Below are 20733 nucleotides of genomic sequence, written 5' to 3'. Positions count from 1 at the left end.
CCTCGTTAGCAAAAGAAAATAAGCCACAATGCGGATGCAAAAGCGGCGGTCAGGCTTGGATAAATCAAAATCTGAGGAGCGACCACAACACGTAGGTGCTGGAAAATCCACCGAGCGAGAACTGTAAGCAGGATCGACATAGCCAGGCAAAATAACCATGCCGGGAAAATCGAACCTACCACGTCAAAGGTTGGAGCCCGTTCGCAACCCGCAAGCAGAAGCGAAGTAGACATGAAGCCGTACTTCGTAACGCGATGGCCTCGGCGGCAGATCATGGCTTAGGGCTCCTGGCGCTTGATTGCAGCGAGTCTCCGGTCTCGAAGACCAGATCTGCCAAACTCGTGAGGACTTGCGCACGCGCCAAAACATCAGCCGAGCGAGCATTTGCCAGTGTTGCCTGGGCGGCCGTTACGTCCAGCAGGTTGCGGACACCATCGTTGTAGGACTCCAACACGGCGGAATATGATTGATCGGCCGCGCTGAGAAGAGCGGCAGCAGCTTGCCGTTGGCCAAGCGCGGTCTCCAAATTGGAATAAGCTTTCCAGACTTCGTCCGCAATGTTGTCTCGGGTAACGTTCACTCCTGCTTCAGCCGCGCGTAGCTTGGCTTGCGCTTGCGCCAGATTATTTTTCCGTTTGCCACCGTCAAACAAGGTCCAGTTCAGTCTCAACTGCAGTTCCCCATGCAGATCCGCCGTGTGTGCCCAGGGAAGCTGCTGCTGCAAGCCATATAACGATTGCGCACTGGGAGTAGCGGTGATAGAAAAAGCCGGATAATAAGCAGCCCGCGCCTCTTTAACGCCGGCGTTTGCTTTTCGAACTTCAGCCACATGCTGCATAAGGTCTGGCCGTTGTTCGAATGCCCGATCCATTGCCTGGCCAACGGAATCGTCAAGCGCTTCGGGAATAGTAAGTTGGTCGATGGGCTGAACTCGAATCGCGTCGGTGGGACGTGTTCCCAATGCAGCTGCCAAATCCCCGCGAGTGTTCTTCTCAATCCCAAGAGCGGCTTGCAGATCGTATTGCGCCTGAGCGGCCGCGCTTCGCGCTTCTAGTACATCCGGCAAAGTCGCGAGACCGTTGTTAAGACGATCCTCGGCTGCTTGCTGAACGGTTTGGGCGTTCCTGAGACTTGCCCGAGCCGCCTCTACCTGACCAGCCGCGTTGAGCAATCGATCATAAGCTTCAGTCACTTCATTGATGATTTTTCGATGTGTATCGTTAAACGCAAAGTTGGCTGCGAGCAAATCTGATCGTGCTGCCGTGATGCGACCGGCACGCCCTCCAAAGTCGAATATTGTGTAGTTCAGATCTAAGGCTCCACTAAAAGACTGAACAGTCTGGCGATCAAACTGACTACCGAAGAGGACTTCCGAACGATTTGTCTGAGAGAGTGCCACAGCCGCGACCGTTGGGTACAGTTCGCTGCGTGCCACGCCGAGAGCTGCCATTTGAGCACGGGCCGTCTGCCAAGCAACACGAGTTGCCGGATTGTGTTCCTCGGCCAAGTTAACCAGTTCCGCCAATGTGTATGTTTGGTCCTGTTGAATGCTGAATCTGAATCCAACAAACTGCTTTGCAGAGTCTTCGATTTCCCGCTCTCCGGCGAAATGGGCTGGTTGCCCGGGTGAGGCCGGAGCACTCTGGGCAAACACATCTCCGGTAAGAAGAAGAAGTAAGAGCGAAACTGTAGTCCAAATGCTCATTTGGCACCGTAATCAGGGCGGTCAGACCAGGAGAAGCGAGGTAGAGTGAGGAGGAAGAATGGTCTTCCATTTTGAGCACATCCTTTCCTCGCTACATTGGTTGGCCAAGCAGAGAACCATCGCACTCAGCGATTGTTTGTGTTGTGGAGAACTCTACGAACGACTAGTGGACACTTCGCTCGTTCACCTGCTCAAAGAGTTTGTGATTGTCGCGATAGTCGACATGAACTCCAATAAGCACAGGCCCAGGTGTATCGAACGCCTTCTGCAGTACCGGGCTGATCTGGTCCGGGGACTGAATCATGAATCCACGCGCTCCGAAGGCATCCGCATACTTTACTGGGTCGACGGGGCCAAATTCTATGCCGGAGGGGCGACCGTACTTCTGCCTTTCCTGAGTGGCGACCATGTCATATGTTCCGTCAATCCAGATCATGTGTACGAGATTCGATTGGAGTCGTACCGCTGTTTCAAGCTCCATCGCGGAAAAGAGAAAACCACCATCGCCTGAGATCGACAAGACCTTTTCTGCAGGGCGAACGAGTGTTGCTGCAATCGCCCAGGGAAGGGCTACACCCAATGTCTGTTGGCCGTTGCTGATAAGAATCTGTCGCGCTCGGAAGCTATAGAGATGTCGGGCCATCCAGAGATGGAAGGAACCCATGTCTAAGCAAAGGGTCGTGTCCGGTGTCAGAATCTTCTGCAATTCGGAAACAAGCCGTAGGGGATGAACCGGAGTGCCATTCAGCGCAGCAGATGACCGTGCAAGCCCCTCACGTTCTTGAGCAATTTGTTCCAGTAGCCGTTTGATCGACGGTTCTGGAGTGGAGTCGGAAACCTGAGGCGTCAGCAGCCGAAGCGTCGCGGCAATATCCCCAATCAGTTCGACCGCTGGACTATATGAGTTATCAATGTCAGCTGGCAGAGTATCCAAATGTATGATGGGCCGCCTGTTGCCTTGATTCCAAATGGAGGGCCAGTATTCCACGGGATCGTATCCGATTGTGATCACCAGGTCGCCTGCGGCAAGGATTGTGTCGGCGGGTTGGTTGTTGATCTGGCCGACTCTTCCGCCAAAGTTACCGAAGAGATTCGCGGCGACCGCTCCGGCGGCCTGAAATGTTCCGATCACCGGTAGCTTTCCGCTTTCGATGAATTCATGAACGGCAGCTGCGTTTTGCGGTTTACTTGCTAGTAAGCCGAGCAGGACCACAGGTCTCTTCGCTTGATTGATAAGCCGCGCAGCTTCTTGGATAGCGGTCGTATCGGCAGGACCGGCGCCAGAGTATGCTGGAGGGGTAAGAACCTCGCACTTGGAGGGCGCCAGCATGATGTCCATTGGCAGACTTACAAAGGCCGCTCCTGGGCGGTCGGATTCGGCGCTGCGAAACGCATTCGTCATTACCTCGGAGACGGACTCTGGTGAGTCCACTTCAACGCTGTACTTGGTGACAGGCTTGCAGAGACTCACGGAGTCCATCGTCTGATGAATCTTCTTCAATCTGTCGGAGAGAGCTACCGCGCCGCCCAAGGCGATCACTGGGTCGCCTTCAGTGTTGGCCGTAGCCAAGGCCGTAACAAGATTCGAAACTCCAGGTCCGGAGGTCGCAATCGCAACGCCGGCTTTGCCGGTCATGCGTCCAATCCCTCCAGCAATGAAGGCTGCGTTCTGCTCATGACGGCAGACGACAGTCTTGATCGGAGAGTCGACGAGCGTATTGAAGACCTTGTCGATCTTCGCGCCCGGAACTCCGAATACCCACTTCACGTCATGCTGTTCGAGCGTTTTGACAACGATATCTGCGCCTGTTTGCTGCTCACTTAGGTTCTTTTCCGTTGACATTAGGCGTTTTCCTTTTTGTGAAGTTGTTCTGCATAGGCAAGGTCTTCCGACGCGTCCTTGGTGAGATCTGCTCGCAGGAACTCTTCCGATTCCGGAAGAGACAGATGGAAGTCATTCAGCCTGTCCACGCGAACTCGGAGGTTCTTGCCACTGCATTCAAGGAGATGACCTCCCTTCGTCCGGTCTTCAGACAGGAAGTGGAAGTGGTACCCTGCGATGTTGAGGGCACTCGAAAACTGCGGCGCCCAAAGGCCCACAAGAGTTCCGTCGACATCCACAAATTCAAACTCCGGTTGGATAGCCGCCGCTTTGGCTAGTGGAAGTCCATCGAGCGTCGCCTTCATAGCCCGAGTGTGGATGTGCGTGAAGTGACCGTCGATGCGGAAGGCGTAAAAGAGATTGTCCGAGTCACGATACCGGTCGCAGATTTTGGTGATCTCCGCGAAGCTCGATGCACTCACAATGGACTGATCCTGGTCCGCGGTAAAGTGCGTTACGACCGCGAAAGGGGTCCCCGCATCATCGGTAATGTTCAAGACTTTGCCATCACTGCGCGCCTGATAGATTGCTCCGTCAAGCACAACCATCTCGCCGTCAAGGTTCTCAAAGGTTCCAAGCCCAAAGTCGCCGTAGTTTAGTAAGAAGCTGCTCGACACAGCTCGCTTGTAAATCCCCTGAACAAGAGCTCCCGAAGTTGAGACCTGGAAGAGCGTGTGCTGCGGTACATCAAAGCAGTGGGAGAGTGCGTTCGAAATGAGGTGAGTGATGGGCTCTCCCGTCTCTCTAGATAATTTTTCAAGTGCGGTCTGCAATGACTTCGAAATTGGAACAAGCAAAGGCATAGAATTCTCCACCGGGCTAGACAAGCGTTGTATCGGCGTCAACTGATCTTGATTCGCGATGCGTTTTGAAGACAAGCATCAGCAGGATGAGCGACGGGATGAGAACCAAGGCGCCTATTGCGACAGCGATCACCAGGTCCGACACAATGTTGGAGGGTGCTGCGCTGTTGACAATCGTGAGTTCGGGTCGGACGAGATAGGGATACTGTGTAACGCCCCAGCCGAATACGATGAGAGCAACCTGCGCTGCAGCCGCTATTCTGGCGCGCTGATATCGCCTTGTCCAGAGAGCCTGGTACGCAACAAGCGCCGCGATAGCGCCGCCTGCCTCAATCAGCCAAACATAGGGTGCGCGAGACAGGCCATCGCGGATTCCCTGCGCGGCATTCTCTGCGACGACGTAGGTTGCAAAGGCAGCCATCAGGGAAACAAATCCTGAGAATAGAGCGCGGTTCCTAAAATCGTTCTGGAGCGCTGGATCGCCTGTTTCGATAGTGAGATAACAGGCCGATAGATAAGCGAAGAGTGAGAGCGAAAGCGCGCCGACGATCAGCGGGAAGGGATGGAACCACGTTCTCAGGAAGCCATTTTCACTGATGCCGTCCTTCACCAGCACGGTGCTGCTGGATATCGCTCCGATCACGATCCCAAGAAATAGCGGGGTCATGCTGCTCGATATGGAGAAGACCTTACCCCAATAGAGCTGTGTTCCAACGCTTCCCGTGAAATAGGCGCGGAAGACATACGATGAACCACGCAAAACAATGCCAAGGAGAATAAGAAAGATTGGAACGGCGAGACCCAGACTGATCTCACTGAACGCAGCCGGAAAGCCGGCGAACGTTAGGACGACGACCAGGATGAGCCAGATATGATTCGTCTCCCACACTGGCTGGATTGCTCTTGAGATCACGTCACGCTGGTCTTGCTGACGCGGCCCGGAGCACATGAGATCCCAGAATCCAGCCCCGTAGTCGGCTCCGCCAAGCAAGGAATAGATCACGAGCGCGACGAGCATTACCGCAGCAAGAATGACATCTGTACTCATACCAGAACCTCCGATCGTTCAAGTTCTTTTCCTTTTGGCGTTGCGATCACATGCCTGCTCAGCAACCAGACAACGATGATTCCAAGAACCACGTAGAGCGCCGTCATCACGAGGAAGGTGATCGTAACGTTCGGCATGGAAGTTACCGCATCTTTGGTACGCATGAGGTGGTAAATGATCCAGGGCTGACGGCCGAGCTCCGTTACCATCCATCCCGCCTCCAGTGCGACGAAACCGAGAGGACTGACCAGAACGAGCGTTTTGAGAAAAACCTTGTGTTCGATGAGTGGAGGTTTCTTCCAGGCGAGCCAGCCCGCCGCAACAGCAAAGAGGGACAATAGGCTGCCACAGCCAACCATGATCTGAAAACAGATGTGCACCGCCCGCACGTCAGGCCAGTCGGATTCCGGTTCCTGATCGAGTCCTTTGATCAGCGCGTTGGGATCATGGAATCCGAGAAGACTCAGAGCATGCGGTATTTCGATTGCGTATTTCGTTTCGCGTTTGTCTGGAAAGGGGATCCCTCCGATGCGAAGCGGTGCGCCGGTTTCGGTCTGGAACTGACCCTCAAGACTGGCCAGCTTCATCGGTTGCTTCGCCGCCACCATGCGAGCGAGAGCATCGCCACTCATACTCTGAAGAAGAACCGCTGAACCACCGATGAGTAACGCGATTCCAAGCCCAGCCTCATTGAAGCGATTTCTACCGCCACGCAGGAGAAGCCAGCCATGAATACCGGCGGTTGCAAAACCGGCTGCCGTATACGCCGCCAGAACCATGTGTACGGCTTCCGGAATTCCGGCTGGATTGAGCATCGCAACAAACGGATGAATGTTCTCGAACTTGCCGGCTACGATATCGAAGCCCGTTGGTGTATTCATCCACCCGTTCACAAGCGTGACGAATATGGCAGAGAGCACACCGCTGATCGTGACGATGATGCCCGAAAGGAGATGAAACCATCCGGGCACCCGGTCCCAACCGTACAGGTAGATCCCGAGAAAAATTGCCTCGGTAAAGAAGGCGAAACCTTCCAATGAAAACGGCATCCCAATGACTGCACCGGCATACTGCATAAACCGTGGCCACAAGAGGCCGAGTTCAAAGGACAGGACGGTGCCGGAGACGGCGCCGACGGCGAAAAGGATGGTTGTCCCCTTCGCCCAGCGCTTTGCCAGTAAGAGGTAGACCGGATCGCCGGTCGACCTCCACCGCCATTCGGAGATTGTCATCATCAAGGGCAACGAAACTCCGATCGTCGCGAAGATGATATGGAATGCTAAAGACATCCCCATCTGGGATCGGGCTGCAATGAAGTTGTCCATTCCGCTACGCTCCTGGTTCAGGCCGTGAGGTTTTCGTAGAGGCCGGTACAACAGGCATTTGTGCGGGTGGCAGGAAGAATAGGTTCAGAGAGCGAGCTCCCTGAGCTCCGTGCACCAGAGTTGCTTCCACGTCAGCGGTGGCCGACGGGCCCATCATGAAACACCCGAAGGCTGTTTCATCGAGGCGCACGCGACGATAAGCCTCGTGCATGTCAGACACGATCTGTTCCGGATCGAGTAACACGATGAGATGCTGCGAGAGGAATGCGAGAGCATCCACGACCAGGTCCTCCTGCGTCAGCCAAACGGCGCCGCTCTCTGCAACACCAAACAGTGCACGAACGATGCCCACGTCTACGTCGGCAAATTCGTGTGGATCGCGATCCTCCGCTCTGCGTGTGCCTGCGATTTCGGGCACAGCTGAGCAAATCACTTTTGCTCCGGGATGAAGCGTCATCAACCTAGCTTCGGCCTCGGCCACGGTGGCGACGTCGTGTGCGACTCCTCCGGCTTCTTGAAGATGCCGTTCAAACTCTGTCTTGAGCCGTTCGCCCGACCGTTGGAAGTGCGGAATCCGAGGATGCTCCACTTTATCCTTCGGAAGGCTGTTGCGGATTGCCCCTAGAATTGTCTCGCGGCTACTGTTCGTCGTCTGCATGTTCACTCCTGTTTGCGAGATACCAATCGCGGAATGTTTGCTTCGCTATCTGCGGGAGTTCGCGGCTACGCCCCCAGGGATTCAAGGAACGGTTGTACAAGAGGAAGTGCGGCGCGTAGTCCATCGCCGGCGCGGCAACTTTCTCCATCGCGTGGTACTCCTCGGGATGACCGAGAACGTGACCGGCAACAGCAAATGACATCCTCTTTACCAACGGCAGGTATCCTCTTTCCGCCATTACTCTGCGCCATTTGAGGATCTGATCGCTGATGTCGATTTTCACCGGGCAGACATCGGAACATGACCCGCACAAAGTGGAGTGGAACGGCAGTTCGCTGTACTTGAACTCGTCAAACGTAGGGTCGAGGATGACGCCGATGGGGCCCGAATAGGTTGCGCCATAAGACAAGCCACCGCTTCGACGATAGACAGGGCAAGTGTTCATGCAAGCGCCGCAGCGGATGCACTTCAGTGAATGCCAGAAGTCGGCCATGCCAAGCCGTCGGCTTCGCCCGTTATCCACCAGCACGATGTGCAGCTCTCCACCCTTTCTAGGTCCGCTGAAATGAGACGAATATTGTGTGAGAGGAGATCCCTCCGCGCTCCGGGCCAGCAGCCGCAGAAACACGCCCATGTCCTCCACACGCGGGATCAACTTCTCAATGCCGATGCTCGCAATATGGAGCGGCGGCACAGAAGCACCGATGTCGGCATTTCCCTCATTGGTGCAGACCATGAAGGTCCCGGTTTCGGCGATCGCGAAATTGCCTCCCGTCATGCCCGCTCCCGTCGCCAGAAATCTCGGACGAGCGTTGTTTCGAATAACCTCAGTCAATAAGTGGGGATCATCGTTGTTTGGATCGGTACCAACCGTGCGCGCAAACAGCTGTGCCACGTCCTTCCGCGTTTTGTGGATAGCGGGGAACACAATGTGGCTGGGCGGTTGACCATCGAGCTGTTGGATTCGCTCACCCAGATCCGATTCGATGACCTTGATTCCACGGTTCTCAAGGAAGGGCGTCATATGACACTCTTCCTGAAGCATGGACTTGCTCTTGATCATCTCCTTAACGCCGTGATCTTTGAGGATGGAATGCACGATCTCATTGTGCTCGGCGGCATCCAACGCCCAGTGGACATGCGCGCCGCGTTTCGTGGCATTCGCCTCGAACTCTTCCAGGTAGTGATCGAGATGCGTGAGCGTATGCTCTTTGATCTTCGAGGCAATTTCGCGCAGCTCCTCCCATTCCGGAATAGCAGCCGCTTCTGCATCGCGCCGCTGCATCGTTCCCCACAAGAAACGATCGTGCATCGGTTCGTGGATTTGATCGTGAATGATGAATAGTTCGGCAGCCTTTGCCGGATCAACCTGCTTTGCATTGCTCATATCGGAAACTCCTCTCAGAATGGGCCGCCATTCAACACCTGCGCGACATGGATGTATTTCAAATCCAGTCCGGAGCGCTGCGCGATACCCTGCTGATGCATCAAGCACGACATGTCGGGCGATACTACGTATTCGACACCGTGGCGAAGATGATCGTGAGCCTTCTCCAGTCCCATCCGGGCGGAAACAGCTTCGTCCGTAACGCAGAAGGTGCCGCCGAAACCGCAGCAGTCATCAGGCCGATCTACAGGTGTTAGCACTAAGCCCTTCACCTTCGAAAGCAGGTCCGCTGTTTTGTCGAATGGAACTCCCATGATCTCGGATGGCTTGGCAATGCCCAGCCCGCGGATGGAGCTGCAGCTATTGTGAATCGCAACCGAGTGATGGAATTCCGCCCAGGGGAAGGAGTCCACATTCAAAATGTCGTGAAGAAATTCGACTAACTCATAGGTGCGTTGGCGAACATGTTTAACATCGTCGGTTTGGTCGATAACATCAAAATGACACCGGACCTGTTTGACGCAGCTTCCTGCCGGCCCGATGATGAAGTCGAATTCCTTGAAGTTCTCCACAAAGAGAAGCTCGGCCGGTGCCGCATTGGCTTCATCACCGCTATTAGCCATGGGTTGACCGCAACATGTCTGATTGAGTGGGTAACTCACGTTGAGCCCGAATCGCTCCAGGAGCTGTAGCGTAGCTATCCCAACTTCTGGAAACATCATGTCGATGTAGCAGGGTATGAAGAGAGCAATTCTCGTATCCTTCGAAATCGTGCTCTGATTTGTTGCTTCGGTCTGTGTCGTCATTTCTATTGCTCCTTTCGGTTCCGGTATGACTTAAGCGTCACTGCGTTGCGGCTTGGAACTCAACCCCAGTCCCAGAGCGATCCACGCGGCAGCCATGCCGACCAGAATCCCAACAGCCGAGTCAACTAGACGCAGAATGGGCTGTATCCATGCGTGCTGTGGGCTGATGCCGGCCACGACCATCACTACAGCGGTCGTAATAGCCGCTGTGATGATTTCCTCTGAGCGGCGAATCAGGGCCAGGAGGATGGAGATGATCCCGATCAACGCGGCCATACCAACAACGTGAAATGGGAAAATCAGAAGGTATATCAGGCAGAGGACGAAACTAGCCAAGGTTGCTAATGTTCGCGAAAACGCGGCACGAGCGCTTTCGATGTAACTCTGGCGATACACGAAGATCGTGGCGACCGCAGCCCACATTCCGCCGAGGAAATCGTCATCTCGAGAAACAGAGTACTCACGAGTCAGGATCGAAGTAATTACCACATAGCTGATTAGGCAGGCCACCGCGAGAATCGCGCCCGAGCCGACTGCTTGCCCGATGTTTGTTCGTCGACCGCCTGGCGATTCGACATCTTGTTGTTGTACCAGTGCCATAATTCCACTCCTTGTTCTGAAACGAGCCCGACAGTCACTTAGTGTGGTCCTCCGCAGGATGCATTCCTTTGTCGCTCATGGGAGCGGCGAGGAATCCATCCTGCATCGAACCTTGCCTCTGTTTGTGTTTAGGCGGCCCTCGTTGCCGACGTTACTTCCTCGCGGTATTCGGGCTTGTAGACATGCTCCCGAATAAACGAGACCAGGTCGGATGGCCGCTCGACCCTGGCCAGACCGCTGTCGAACACGAGCTTCGCGACTCGCGCGGCGGTCTGAATCTCGACCTCAAGGATGTTCGACTGCGGCGGGAAGAGCATGCCCAGCTTCAACTGCTCGGGAGTTACCTGGTCGGCGACAGCATGTGCAGCCTCGATGAACATTTCATCCGTCACTCGCTTCGCGTTGGTGGCGTAAATGGCCATGCCGACGGCAGGGAAGATATACAGGTTGTTGGCCTGGGACGGCAGGTACGTCTGCCCGCCTAACTGCACTGGTGGGAATTGCACTCCGCCAGCGTAGACTGCCTTGCCCTTCGACCACGCATAGGCATCCTGGGGCAGGCATTCGTGCTTCTGAGTAGGATTGGAAAGGGCAAAGATGATGGGACGCTCATTGTGGCGGGACATCGCCTCGACGACTTCCTGCGAGAATAGTTTGCCCACAGTGCTGACACCGATGAGGATCGTCGGTTTGAAGTCTTCGATGGCTGTCACGATCTGTGGCTGTTCGGTCGCCAGGTCGAGATGATTAAATGGTTTGCTGGACGGCAGCTTGTGTGCGTATGGCAGCTTGTGTGCTGCTAAACCCGGCCTTCCAGCAACTACAAGTCCCTGTGTGTCGAAAAATCGGATTTGCTGACGGGCAACTTCCTTCGCGACACCCTCCTGTCCCAATGCAGAGACGACCAGATCTGCGAGGCCGATGGCCGCGGAGCCTGCTCCCAGAAACAGGATTCGCTGATTCTTGAGTTCGCCACCTGTGATCTTCAATGCATTAATCAGTCCGGCGAGAGTTACGCCGGCCGTGCCCTGGAGGTCGTCGTTGTAGCAGGAAACCCTATTGCGGTAGCGCGCAAGCAGAGCGACCGCGTCGACCCCGGTCCAGTCTTCGAAATGGATGCAGCAGTTCGGGAAGACCTCCTGAACCGCCTCTACGAACTCGTCGACGAAAGCGTACAACTCATCACTCGATGGGCGATGCTGTCGCAGGCCGACGTAGAGCGGATCGCTGAGATATGTTTCGTTGTTCGTACCGGCGTCCAAATACATCGGCAACAGGCCCTGCGGCGGCACACCTGCCGCAGCTGTGTAGAGTTGCAGCTTCCCGATCGGAATGCCCATACCGTTGGCTCCGAGATCGCCCAGGCCCAGGATGCGGCCAGCGTTGGTCACGCAGATGAAGCGCACATCTTTGACTGGCCAGTTCCGCAGCACTTCCTTTACGTGCCCTTTCCGCTTGATCGATAGATACATTCCGTGTGGGCGGCGCATGATGTGGTCGAACTTCAGGCAGGCTTCACCGATCGTCGGGTCGTACACGATCTCGAGGAAGCGAGCCGGGTCCGACATCAGGGTGCGATAGAACAGCGTCTCGTTCGTATCGAGCAGATTCATCAGGTAGATGAACCGGTCAAGATCGGTCGCCTTTTCCTTCAGTTGCAGCAAAACGCGACTCAGTTGAGTTTCGATCGACTCCGTAACGTCGGGTACGAGGCCAGTGAGGCCGAGCGATTGCTTTTCGGACTCCGTAAAGCCTGTCGTCTTGTTGAGCGATGGATCTTGAAGCACTTCGATTCCGTGCTTATTTGCGGTCATGTTGTCTCCTTGGTCTGCATAGGTTTCTTTATTAGTGGGAGTGCATCGACTCAGAGCTGCAGGCTCCGTTAGCTGGCTTTCGCAACGTACGGATGGACCATCTTCGCTGGGTCGACGACCCGATCGAACTCCTCCTCGGTGACAAACCCCAGCTTGAGTGCGGCTTGCCTGAGCGAGAGGTCGTTGTCCAGGGCGTAGTGCGCAATCTTCGACGCTTTGTCATAACCGATGACAGGCGCGAGTGCGGTTACGAGCATCAAAGACCGCTCCACGTATTCCGCGATCTTCTTCAAATTCGGTTTCGTTCCCTCGACCAGAAACTTGCGAAAGTTGGTGCATCCGTCAGTCAGGATCGTGACGGAGTGAGTAATGTTGAAGATGATCAAGGGCTTGTAGACATTCATCTCCAGGTAGCCGCCGGCACCGCCGAAGCCCACCGCAACGTCATTGGCCATTACCTGCACGGCTATCATCGTTAGCGCCTCGGCCTGAGTCGGATTTACTTTGCCGGGCATAATCGAAGAGCCGGGCTCGTTTTCGGGGATCAACAATTCGGCAAAGCCTGCGCGCGGCCCGCACGACATCAGACGAATGTCATTGGCAATTTTGTAGAGCGAGACTGCTAGAGTGCGGAGTGTGCTGGAGAGCTGGACGAGAGCATCATGAGCACCCTGCACGGTAAATTTGTTCTGCGCGCTAACGAAGGGAAGGCTCGTAAGTTTTGCAATTTCTGCAGCAGCGGCATCGCCGAATTCAGGAGAAGCATTGATGCCCGTTCCTACAGCCGTACCGCCAAGTGCGAGGCAGTACACGCTCTTCAGCGCATCCTCGATGCGCTCAAGATTGTCGCTAAGCATACCGGCATAACCCGACCATTCCTGCCCAAGTGTGAGGGGGGTGGCGTCCTGCATATGGGTGCGTCCGATCTTAACGATGTCTTTCCACTCGTCGGCCTTAGCCGCGATCGCGTCGCGCAATGCCCTCACTGCAGGTATCAGTCTCTCCTTTACATTCACAGCCGCCGCTATATTCATCGCAGTGGGAAAAGAATCGTTTGAGGACTGCGACATGTTAACGTGATCGTTGGGATGAACGGGTGTCTTACTCCCAAGCTGTGTGCCCGCGAGCTGGCAGCATCGATTGGAAATCACCTCATTTACGTTCATGTTGAATTGCGTGCCGCTTCCGGTCATCCAGACGTGTAGCGGGAACATGTCCTGATGCTTGCCCGCAAGGATCTCATCGCAGACCTGGACGATCAGCCCGTGATGCTGGTCGTCAAGACGCTTGCCGGTATGGTTAGCATTGGCTGCGGCTTTCTTCAGGGTGGCATACGCGGCGATCATTTCGCGCGGTATCAGATCCTGCCCGATGTTGAAATGCTCAAGCGAGCGTTGCGTTTGCGCTCCCCAGAGTGCGCCGCTTGGCACCTCCACTTCGCCGAGACTATCGGTTTCCTTTCGCACTTCCTGATTCTTCACTGCACTGCTTGCATTCATCGTTTCTCCCTTTGCTCGATACTCTGCGGTCACTCAACGTTTTCCATTGTTACGACAACTATTAAGGCATTCAGGCTGCCAAACGTCTCGCCGTTTGTTTGGTTGAAAAGACACCTGTTACACGGCAGGTGCAGCCCTGTGTTCAAGCGAATCGGTGTCAACGTATTTACACTGTCGAAGCATGGACAGGGCCGCAAATTACAAGCAACCACGAAGGGGCCGCCATGCGCCATTCTCTATTTGTTCGGTCTCCATAACTCCACTCCTTGTTCGTTAACCAGGCACAAGTAGAAACAATAAACGTTGCTCTTTCGGAACTCACATAAAGACGCCACGAAACAGGGTGCCGCGTCTTTGGAACGGCTAACCAAATCTTCTTCATCTATTTCATACATCGCCGCATCGATGCGCGTGCACAAAGCTGCGGGAATGTATCCGTCCGTGTGGTCTGTTTAGCTCGATTCACGCCGCAGATCCGGTTAAAACCCCGTGGCCGTCTGAAGAGCCTCTGGCTGGATATGAAGCAGACATTTGGACAAGCAATCGATGATGCCTTTTCGATGACTCCTTCACCCTGCCCTCGCAGGACGCCATTGACTCGATGGACGCGCGATCGGAAGTGTTTGGCCCTGGCTAAGCCATAGCCTACGGTCGGTGTCGCCCGAAGGGGAGGGTGCGTTTGCGAAGGCTGTAGAAGCCATTAGTTGCAAGGCAAAGACAGCCCCCCCAACAACCGGACCACCTCATGACCGGAAGAATTCCCGAAACTCAGCGAGCACACCCTCTGGATCTTCCTCCGGGAGCAGATGACCGCATGGGAGCGGTTTGCCGGAGACGGTCTTGTTGCTTTTGGCTCTCCACGTTGCGAGGACCTCCCAAAGGTGGCCGACTGTGCCTTTTGCCCCCCATAGAGCGAGAAGGGGAGCTTGAATGTACTTGTTCCTACTCTCATCCTCACGATCGTGCTCGAGGTCCAGTCCGGCTGCAGCGCGATAGTCTTCGCATACGGCGCGAATGGTGCCAAGGCAGCAGTAGCAGCGAATGTACTCCGCCATTACCTCTGGCGAGATCGCACCTGGTGTCTTGCCTTGAACGGCAAGATGATCCCTCAGGTAGTAAGCAGGATCGAGGCCTATCAGGTGTTCGGGCATCGGTGCTGATTGAATTTGAAGGAACCACCATACATACTTAGTCGCAAACTCTTTTGTCGATTGTTCGTACATTGTCAGAGTGGGCGCTACATCGAGAACGGCTACCTTCTCGACGCTGCTGGGGTGGTCCAAACAAAGGCGATGGGCGACCCGTCCGCCGCGATCGTGGCCGGCTACGAGGAAGCGCTCGTGTCCAAGTTGTCGCATGACTTCAACCTGATCAAGAGCCATGGCATGAAAGGAATAGTTGACGTGGTCGTCGCTGTATCCCGGCTTGCTCGAATCACCGTAGCCGCGCAAGTCTGGAAGCACGACAGTGTATTCCTCGGCGAGTGCAGGCGCGATCTTATGCCATGTCAGATGTGTTTCCGGATGGCCGTGGATAAGCAGTAGCGGCCTGCCATTTCCTTTGGTGAGAACGTTGATTTCGGCGCCCGATGTCCGAATCCTCCGAGCTTCGAAGCCAGGCAGGAGTTTCTCCGAGGTGACGGCAGAGGGCGGTTCGGGAAGTTCCCTCAGACTGGCACATGGTGCGGGCTCCGGATGCGCGCTCGGGAGTTCTTGCGCAAGGTCAGATGGGCTAGGGGCAGGTTTAGACTGTGCACTTGCCGCGCTAGGGATCATCGCAGCCAACGTGGCGGCTAATCCGCGTGATGTGAAAACTCGACGATTCATAACAACCTCCTCGTTCAATTCCTGATCAGTGAACACGATCTGGCTCACGAGCCCGATCGCAAAGTGATAACAAGTCTCGGGGCCGCAACTTTCAGACGCTCCAGGTCAGCGGCAGTTCGGACTCGCTGAGGTTATGTGCAGCCGAAAGCCGTCGACGCGCTCTATACAAGCGGGCCTTGACGGCCGATTCGGAGAGATCCAGCGCGCGGCCGATCTCCCTCACTGAGCATCCGAGCATCATTCTCATTCGAATTGGCGCACGCAGTTGGGGATCAAGGCTGCAAATAGCGCGTAATGTCTCAAGTCGGCGCCGATTCAAATCGTAGGCCTCCTCGGGATTCGGCGCAGTGTCCCTAACTTCAAATGAGAGAGTCTCAAGCTGAGGATCAAGCTGATCATCAAACAATACTTCGGTACGAGTGTGCTGTTTGCGAAGGATCGATAGAGCAGAGTTGATGGCGATCCGTGTCAGCCAGGAGTAGATTTTGGATCTACCCTCAAAGTTTTGGATTGCCACATAGGCACGCAGAAATGTGTCCTGCAATGCATCGTCTGCATCTTGAGGATTCTTGGTAATGGCCAAGATGGTTCGATAGAGGCGCCGGGAATAGAGTGCGTGAAGTTCTGCGAAGGCTTCGGGCGACCCTGCCCGAGCTGCCGAGACGACGTCATCATCTGTCGCCGACGCTCGATCCGCGGCATGACGGTTAACTAGAGCGACACCTTTCATCCTTTGAACTCCGGAGGCTTCTTTGCTAGAGAAATGAGGAACAATTCACCTGTGGCAAGTTGGCGCCAGACCATCAGAGTGGATTGCGTCGATCAGACACGCCCGAATGGGATGCGCCTTGAATTTGAGTGCCATGAGAATAAGGCGCCTTGTTCATCACACGGACGCCAGACGGAGTGGGAGCTATTTTCACCTGAACATGAAAAAGTTTCCTACCATCATCGACCTATAGCTTTTGTTAAGAGATACGAGCCCCGAAACCGGGATAAAGCGGCAAAGCTTTCTTGGTATCTTCCGGCGTGAGGAAGCGAATGCCCCACGAAGCGCCAACGCTGATTGCTTGCTCGGGATCTTCAACCGCGTTAGCGGTCGCCACATCAGGCAGAACCATGTCGTGTGCCCGTTCACCCATTGCCAATAGGTAGCCATCCATTCCAACTGTTTCATCGCCGGTGGCTCCGACCATAATCAATGCACGTATCTCCTCCGTCAGACAGGCGAATGTGTGGGGCTTACCCTGAGGAAGAAATCCAACGCCGCCAGCTTGGACATCGAACGTCTTTTCTGGTGTATAGAATCGAATCGCTCCCTCAAGCACGAAGAATAGCTCGTGTTCGCGCTCGTGGATGTGAGGTGGTGGCTCTAGCCCGGGCCGTACTCTGACTTCCATAAATGCAAAGCGCCCATTAGTTTCGGTCCCCTTTGCAAGAACCGTAATCACCTGGCCCATGTACTTGATGGTTGAGTCAACGCTCACTTCACGGGAGTAGGCAGCCGGAATTAGCTGCTTATCGGTATTTGTCATTTACTTCACCTCTGGTCTGGTATTTGCGACATAAGGAGTGAGATAGATGTTGCTCGCTCGGGCTATCTCCGATATACGCTGCATAGCAGCATGAGACTTTTTCTTCAATGCTTCTTGCTGAGCGGCATGTGCCTATCTTGTTTTATCGAGAACAGGCAATAGATGCGTGTCCAGAAATTTGCCATTGGATCAATACCTCTGAAAACTTACCAATCGCAATTATTACTAGCTGTATCTGAAGGAAATGACATAGCAACCTGCCATGGCCCCGAACGCGAAAACGCCGTCGCCCAGAGTTCCAACACTGGGCGACGGCACATAGATGGAGGTTGTAACTGCAGTGCAGTCGCAGCAGTGACGGTTTCTGCAGGGGGGACGAGCAATCACTTGCCTTTCGTGAAAATAAAACTGTCGCTCGTGAACAACTGCGCTGGTTCCGGCTTACTATTGCATTAAATTGCGTTAACAAAGCAGCTGAAAGGCGTGTACTTGTGAATCTCCGTCAGACGCCTGGTGACCTGCTGCTGTTATGAGCTGAGCGGATCGACGTAGCCCTTGGGTCCATGAGCGTAGAAGGTTGTCGGATCAGGTTGATTTAGAGGGACACCTTCTGCAAACCGGCGTGGAAGATCGGGGTTGGCTATGAAGAACCTTGCAAACGACACTGCATCTGCCTCGCCCTTCGCGAGGCTTTCACTTGCGGTCTCAAGAGTGAAGTTCTCATTGGCGATGTAAACGCCGCCGAACTCACGCTTGAGCTTCGGCCCAAGCCATCCGTCTGCATGGTACTCGCGAGAGTGAAGATAGGCTAGTTGCCGAAGACCAGCCTTACGCGCCACATAGCTGAAGGTTTCCGCAGGGTTTACATCGGACACATCATGCCTGTCGCCGCGGGGAGAGATACGCATACCGACGCGGCCAGCTCCCCACACCGAGACGCAGGCATCAGCCACATCGAGCAGGAGACGGGCTCGGTTCTCGATTGGCCCACCGAACTCGTCAGAGCGATGATTCGTGCCGGACTGAAGAAACTGGTCGAGGAGATACCCGGTGGCTCCGTGAATCTCAACACCATCGAAGCCGGCTCGTTGAGCATTCTGAGCTGCCGCCCGGAACTGCTCGACTACCTCGTAGACCTCGCGCGTCTCCAGAGCACGAGGCGTCACGAAAGCCCTTTTTGGTCGCACGAGTGAGACGTGGCCAGCGGCAGCAATAGCGGAAGGAGCAACAGGAAGCTCACCGCGCAGAAACATAGGATCGGATATACGCCCAACGTGCCAAAGCTGAAGAAAGATATGACCACCCCGGGCGTGAACGGAAGCAGTGACGAGCTTCCAGGCCGCGATCTGAGCCTCTGACCAGATGCCCGCCACCTGGGCATAGCCGATCGCTGCCGGTGAGACTGGTGTGGCTTCAGCAATGATTAGACCCGCCGAAGCGCGTTGCGTATAGTATTCCACCATGAGAGGAGTTGGAATGTTATCTGTGCTTGCACGAAGCCGTGTCATAGGCGCCATTAAGATACGGTTCGGCAGTTGGAGATCGCCTACTCGAATGGGATCGAAGAGGGTTGGCATAGTAATCGGACTCCTTGCACTTCCGTTGTTTGCGAGGAATGATTCACTTCAGGGATGATGGGTCGGCACTTGATTGCACGGCAATCAGTTGCCATGAACCGTTATCATGAAGCCAGACCGCGATGGCTCGACTACGTAGTTCTATGGGCTTGCCGTTCAAGTTCAAGCTGATGGACAAGAAGTTGAACACCAAAGCCACGGGGCCTTGCAGCGTAATGGTTTGGTTGGAACGCTCGATCCGCCGATAGCCAAACTCGTTACCTGTGAGTCCAGCAACATAGGATGCTTTTGTATGCTTATCACCGCTCGAGTGTAAGTACAGAAGTTTGTTATGCAGCACACGATTCAGCGTTTCTAAATCTTTGTTAAGCATCGCGGTATAACGCAGATCTTCCATGCGCTCAATTTCTGATTCACTGAAGGTATTTGTTACGCTAGCATCCATTCGATTACCGCTTGTCTGGACCTCTTTGGTATTCGTGATCGGTGGAAAGAGTTCAGCGAACAGGCACGCCAAAACCGGAAAATTGCGGAAGTGCCTGTTGGGCCTCCGATGGTGAAAGAATACGTATGCCGGTGGAAGCGCCGACTCGAATCGCGTGCTCCGGTTCGTCGACTGCATAAGTTATGGCGGATTCTGGTAACGCCATGCTTCCGGCCGGTCGGCCCATCGCGAGGAAATAGCTGTCCAGGCCCACAGCATCGTTGTCAGCGGCCTGTACAAAGATCAGGGTGCGCACAACATCAGAAATGCATGTGAATGCATGGGCCTTACCCTGGGGAAGGAACACGACATCACCAGAGCCAATGTCTAGCGTCTTGTCCTCGCAGTAGAAGCGCATTGCGCCTTCCAGCACAAAGTACAATTCATGCTCCCGCTCATGGACGTGAGGTGGAGGCTCATTCCCTGGCTTAGTGTGGTACACCATAAGGGCGAACCGTCCGCTCGTTTCCGAGCCTTTCGCTAAAAAGGTCATCAGGCTTCCCATATAGGCGAAGGTCGAATCAACATTAGTGGCGCGTGAGAACGCCGCCGGCGACAGATGTTCTTTATCCTGCATCATTCACCTCATCTCCGCGCCAAATACATTTCATTGTTGCGAGCAATCTCGGATAAGCGGCCAAATACCGTCGTTGGTTCAGGAAGATACTTGTCTCGAGTTAAGCGAAATCTCGCGACGCTCAATCCGCCAATGCGTAAATTTCCTCTGATGCGTTCCATGGAGCGTCAATCGGAATGGCTGCAATGACGAGGTTGCCCGAATTGAACATGCGTACATCAAAGTGCTTTACGTTCTCAAGATCGCCCCTGACTGCTGAGGCTGCGGTCGTTGAGTTTGCGGTTGAGATGTGCGCATCCTCGCGGGCACTCCTGGTCATCCGTTCTTTGCGCTCGGCGGAAAATGTTCGAACAGCTTCACTATGCCCTTATTTAGGCTCTTAATGTTCTTGTTCGACTTGTTCGATAGGGCGTCACTCAGTGCTCCCCGCCAAATCAGATTCTTCGTACTCGAGTCGAACAAGTCGATGACCAGTGATCCGACTCGATACGTGTCCGGGACTGTCGTAGATTCTCCGAAACTATCTCCGAATCCGCCAAACCTTCTTCCCCAGCCCCAACCACCGCCGAAGCTGTCGTAGTAGGTGTTGAGAGTCTGGTGAGTCTGCGTCATCCCCATCGCAATGATGGAAACATTCCCGCCAGATTCAACCTGAGTCCAGCCTTTCGCTGCCAGTGCTGAATTGACGTCCGCTTTGATTCGATCGACCAGAGCGGGTTTTGCGTTTGCACGCGTTCCCAGGAATACGTTTTGTACTGGTTAAAATCTATGCTGCGATCGTAGTCGGTCTTGATCTCCTGCGCGAAAGATGCGGTCGCGCAAATAAGTGCGATCACCATCAGAGAGAGAATCCTGCGTTGTGTGCTCATAAATGTCTCCTTGTCTGGTTCGAGTTGTGTGATGTCGGGTGTGTCTGGCAGAATCGCCATAACCTTAAACAGGCCATGACAGGTACAGCCTTTCGTCATTCGTGGAATGCACGCAGTATGCGAACCACAACTTGCAACACGGTCTTGGAGTTGCGGCGAAACTGTTGATGGATAGATCTCGTAGTGACAGATGCTCGATACATATCCGCAGAGATCTGAGCAGTTATCGACCATACTTAACTCCCAGACGTCGGTATGTCCGACATTCTTGTTCTACAGGGGGCAGACGACCAATGTGTGTCCAAAATCTCGGTGTTGGATCGGTCCCTTCACTAAGT

The 20733-nt window shown here is 54.6% G+C and carries 21 protein-coding genes; all 21 read right to left on the bottom strand.

The window, feature by feature from the left end; all coding sequences use genetic code 11:
- Positions 1-5: 5 nt before the first annotated feature.
- Positions 6-140 carry a YtcA family lipoprotein gene (locus OHL23_RS28645; protein ID WP_396127313.1) on the bottom strand — a complete coding sequence of 45 codons (135 nt, stop codon included), beginning with the start codon at positions 138-140 and terminating at the stop codon, positions 6-8.
- Between the two features lie 131 nt (positions 141-271).
- Positions 272-1705, bottom strand: coding sequence for a TolC family protein (locus OHL23_RS00525; protein WP_263349786.1), 1434 nt, complete (start codon positions 1703-1705; stop codon positions 272-274).
- A 163-nt stretch (positions 1706-1868) separates the two neighbouring features.
- On the bottom strand, positions 1869-3548 hold the full coding sequence (gene alsS, locus OHL23_RS00520) for an acetolactate synthase AlsS (protein ID WP_263349785.1): 1680 nt from the start codon (positions 3546-3548) through the stop codon (positions 1869-1871).
- Complete coding sequence (gene budA / locus OHL23_RS00515) at positions 3548-4390, bottom strand: acetolactate decarboxylase (protein WP_263349784.1); 843 nt, start codon at positions 4388-4390, stop codon at positions 3548-3550. Before budA ends, alsS begins: the two co-directional genes overlap by 1 nt.
- 16 nt (positions 4391-4406) lie before the next feature.
- Entirely contained in the window at positions 4407-5438 is a 1032-nt protein-coding gene (locus OHL23_RS00510; protein ID WP_263349783.1) for a cytochrome d ubiquinol oxidase subunit II, read from the bottom strand.
- Positions 5435-6763 carry a cytochrome ubiquinol oxidase subunit I gene (locus OHL23_RS00505; RefSeq protein ID WP_263349782.1) on the bottom strand — a complete coding sequence of 443 codons (1329 nt, stop codon included), beginning with the start codon at positions 6761-6763 and terminating at the stop codon, positions 5435-5437. The genes OHL23_RS00510 and OHL23_RS00505 overlap by 4 nt, the downstream gene beginning before the upstream one ends.
- A gap of 4 nt (positions 6764-6767) precedes the next feature.
- Complete coding sequence (locus tag OHL23_RS00500) at positions 6768-7421, bottom strand: LutC/YkgG family protein (RefSeq protein WP_263349781.1); 654 nt, start codon at positions 7419-7421, stop codon at positions 6768-6770.
- Positions 7402-8808, bottom strand: coding sequence for a lactate utilization protein B (locus OHL23_RS00495; protein ID WP_263349780.1), 1407 nt, complete (start codon positions 8806-8808; stop codon positions 7402-7404). Before OHL23_RS00495 ends, OHL23_RS00500 begins: the two co-directional genes overlap by 20 nt.
- Positions 8809-8822: 14 nt before the next feature.
- Positions 8823-9614, bottom strand: a complete 792-nt coding sequence (locus OHL23_RS00490) for a (Fe-S)-binding protein (RefSeq protein WP_263349779.1) — start codon at positions 9612-9614, stop codon at positions 8823-8825.
- Positions 9615-9644: 30 nt separating this feature from the next.
- On the bottom strand, positions 9645-10214 hold the full coding sequence (locus tag OHL23_RS00485) for an FUSC family protein (protein WP_263349778.1): 570 nt from the start codon (positions 10212-10214) through the stop codon (positions 9645-9647).
- 128 nt (positions 10215-10342) lie between these two features.
- On the bottom strand, positions 10343-12082 hold the full coding sequence (locus OHL23_RS00480; protein ID WP_263351685.1) for an NAD-dependent malic enzyme: 1740 nt from the start codon (positions 12080-12082) through the stop codon (positions 10343-10345).
- Positions 12083-12096: 14 nt separating this feature from the next.
- Positions 12097-13527 carry a class II fumarate hydratase gene (gene fumC, locus OHL23_RS00475; RefSeq protein ID WP_263349777.1) on the bottom strand — a complete coding sequence of 477 codons (1431 nt, stop codon included), beginning with the start codon at positions 13525-13527 and terminating at the stop codon, positions 12097-12099.
- Positions 13528-14270: 743 nt separating this feature from the next.
- Positions 14271-15353 carry an alpha/beta fold hydrolase gene (locus tag OHL23_RS00470; protein WP_263349776.1) on the bottom strand — a complete coding sequence of 361 codons (1083 nt, stop codon included), beginning with the start codon at positions 15351-15353 and terminating at the stop codon, positions 14271-14273.
- Positions 15354-15444: 91 nt separating this feature from the next.
- Positions 15445-16083, bottom strand: coding sequence for an RNA polymerase sigma factor (locus OHL23_RS00465; protein ID WP_263349775.1), 639 nt, complete (start codon positions 16081-16083; stop codon positions 15445-15447).
- Between the two features lie 238 nt (positions 16084-16321).
- The gene (locus tag OHL23_RS00460) at positions 16322-16888 is read right to left on the bottom strand and encodes a cupin domain-containing protein (protein ID WP_263349774.1); all 567 of its coding nucleotides are present in this window, start codon (positions 16886-16888) and stop codon (positions 16322-16324) included.
- A 527-nt stretch (positions 16889-17415) separates the two neighbouring features.
- On the bottom strand, positions 17416-18465 hold the full coding sequence (locus tag OHL23_RS00455) for an alkene reductase (protein ID WP_263349773.1): 1050 nt from the start codon (positions 18463-18465) through the stop codon (positions 17416-17418).
- Between the two features lie 43 nt (positions 18466-18508).
- Positions 18509-18910 (bottom strand): nuclear transport factor 2 family protein, encoded by a 402-nt coding sequence (locus tag OHL23_RS00450; protein ID WP_263349772.1) that lies wholly within the window; start codon positions 18908-18910, stop codon positions 18509-18511.
- Positions 18911-18962: 52 nt separating this feature from the next.
- Positions 18963-19529, bottom strand: coding sequence for a cupin domain-containing protein (locus tag OHL23_RS00445; RefSeq protein WP_263349771.1), 567 nt, complete (start codon positions 19527-19529; stop codon positions 18963-18965).
- Positions 19530-19647: 118 nt separating this feature from the next.
- Complete coding sequence (locus OHL23_RS00440) at positions 19648-19845, bottom strand: hypothetical protein (protein WP_263349770.1); 198 nt, start codon at positions 19843-19845, stop codon at positions 19648-19650.
- Positions 19842-20201, bottom strand: a complete 360-nt coding sequence (locus OHL23_RS28640) for a DUF4136 domain-containing protein (RefSeq protein ID WP_396127312.1) — start codon at positions 20199-20201, stop codon at positions 19842-19844. Before OHL23_RS28640 ends, OHL23_RS00440 begins: the two co-directional genes overlap by 4 nt.
- Positions 20135-20395 (bottom strand): hypothetical protein, encoded by a 261-nt coding sequence (locus OHL23_RS00435; RefSeq protein ID WP_263349769.1) that lies wholly within the window; start codon positions 20393-20395, stop codon positions 20135-20137. Before OHL23_RS00435 ends, OHL23_RS28640 begins: the two co-directional genes overlap by 67 nt.
- Between the last annotated feature and the right edge of the window lie 338 nt (positions 20396-20733).

This window comes from Acidicapsa acidisoli, assembly GCF_025685625.1.
In the GTDB taxonomy this organism is placed as follows: Bacteria; Acidobacteriota; Terriglobia; order Terriglobales; family Acidobacteriaceae; genus Acidicapsa; species Acidicapsa acidisoli.
Note: the sequence above shows the minus strand (reverse complement) of the source record. Positions and strands in the feature narration are given on the sequence as shown.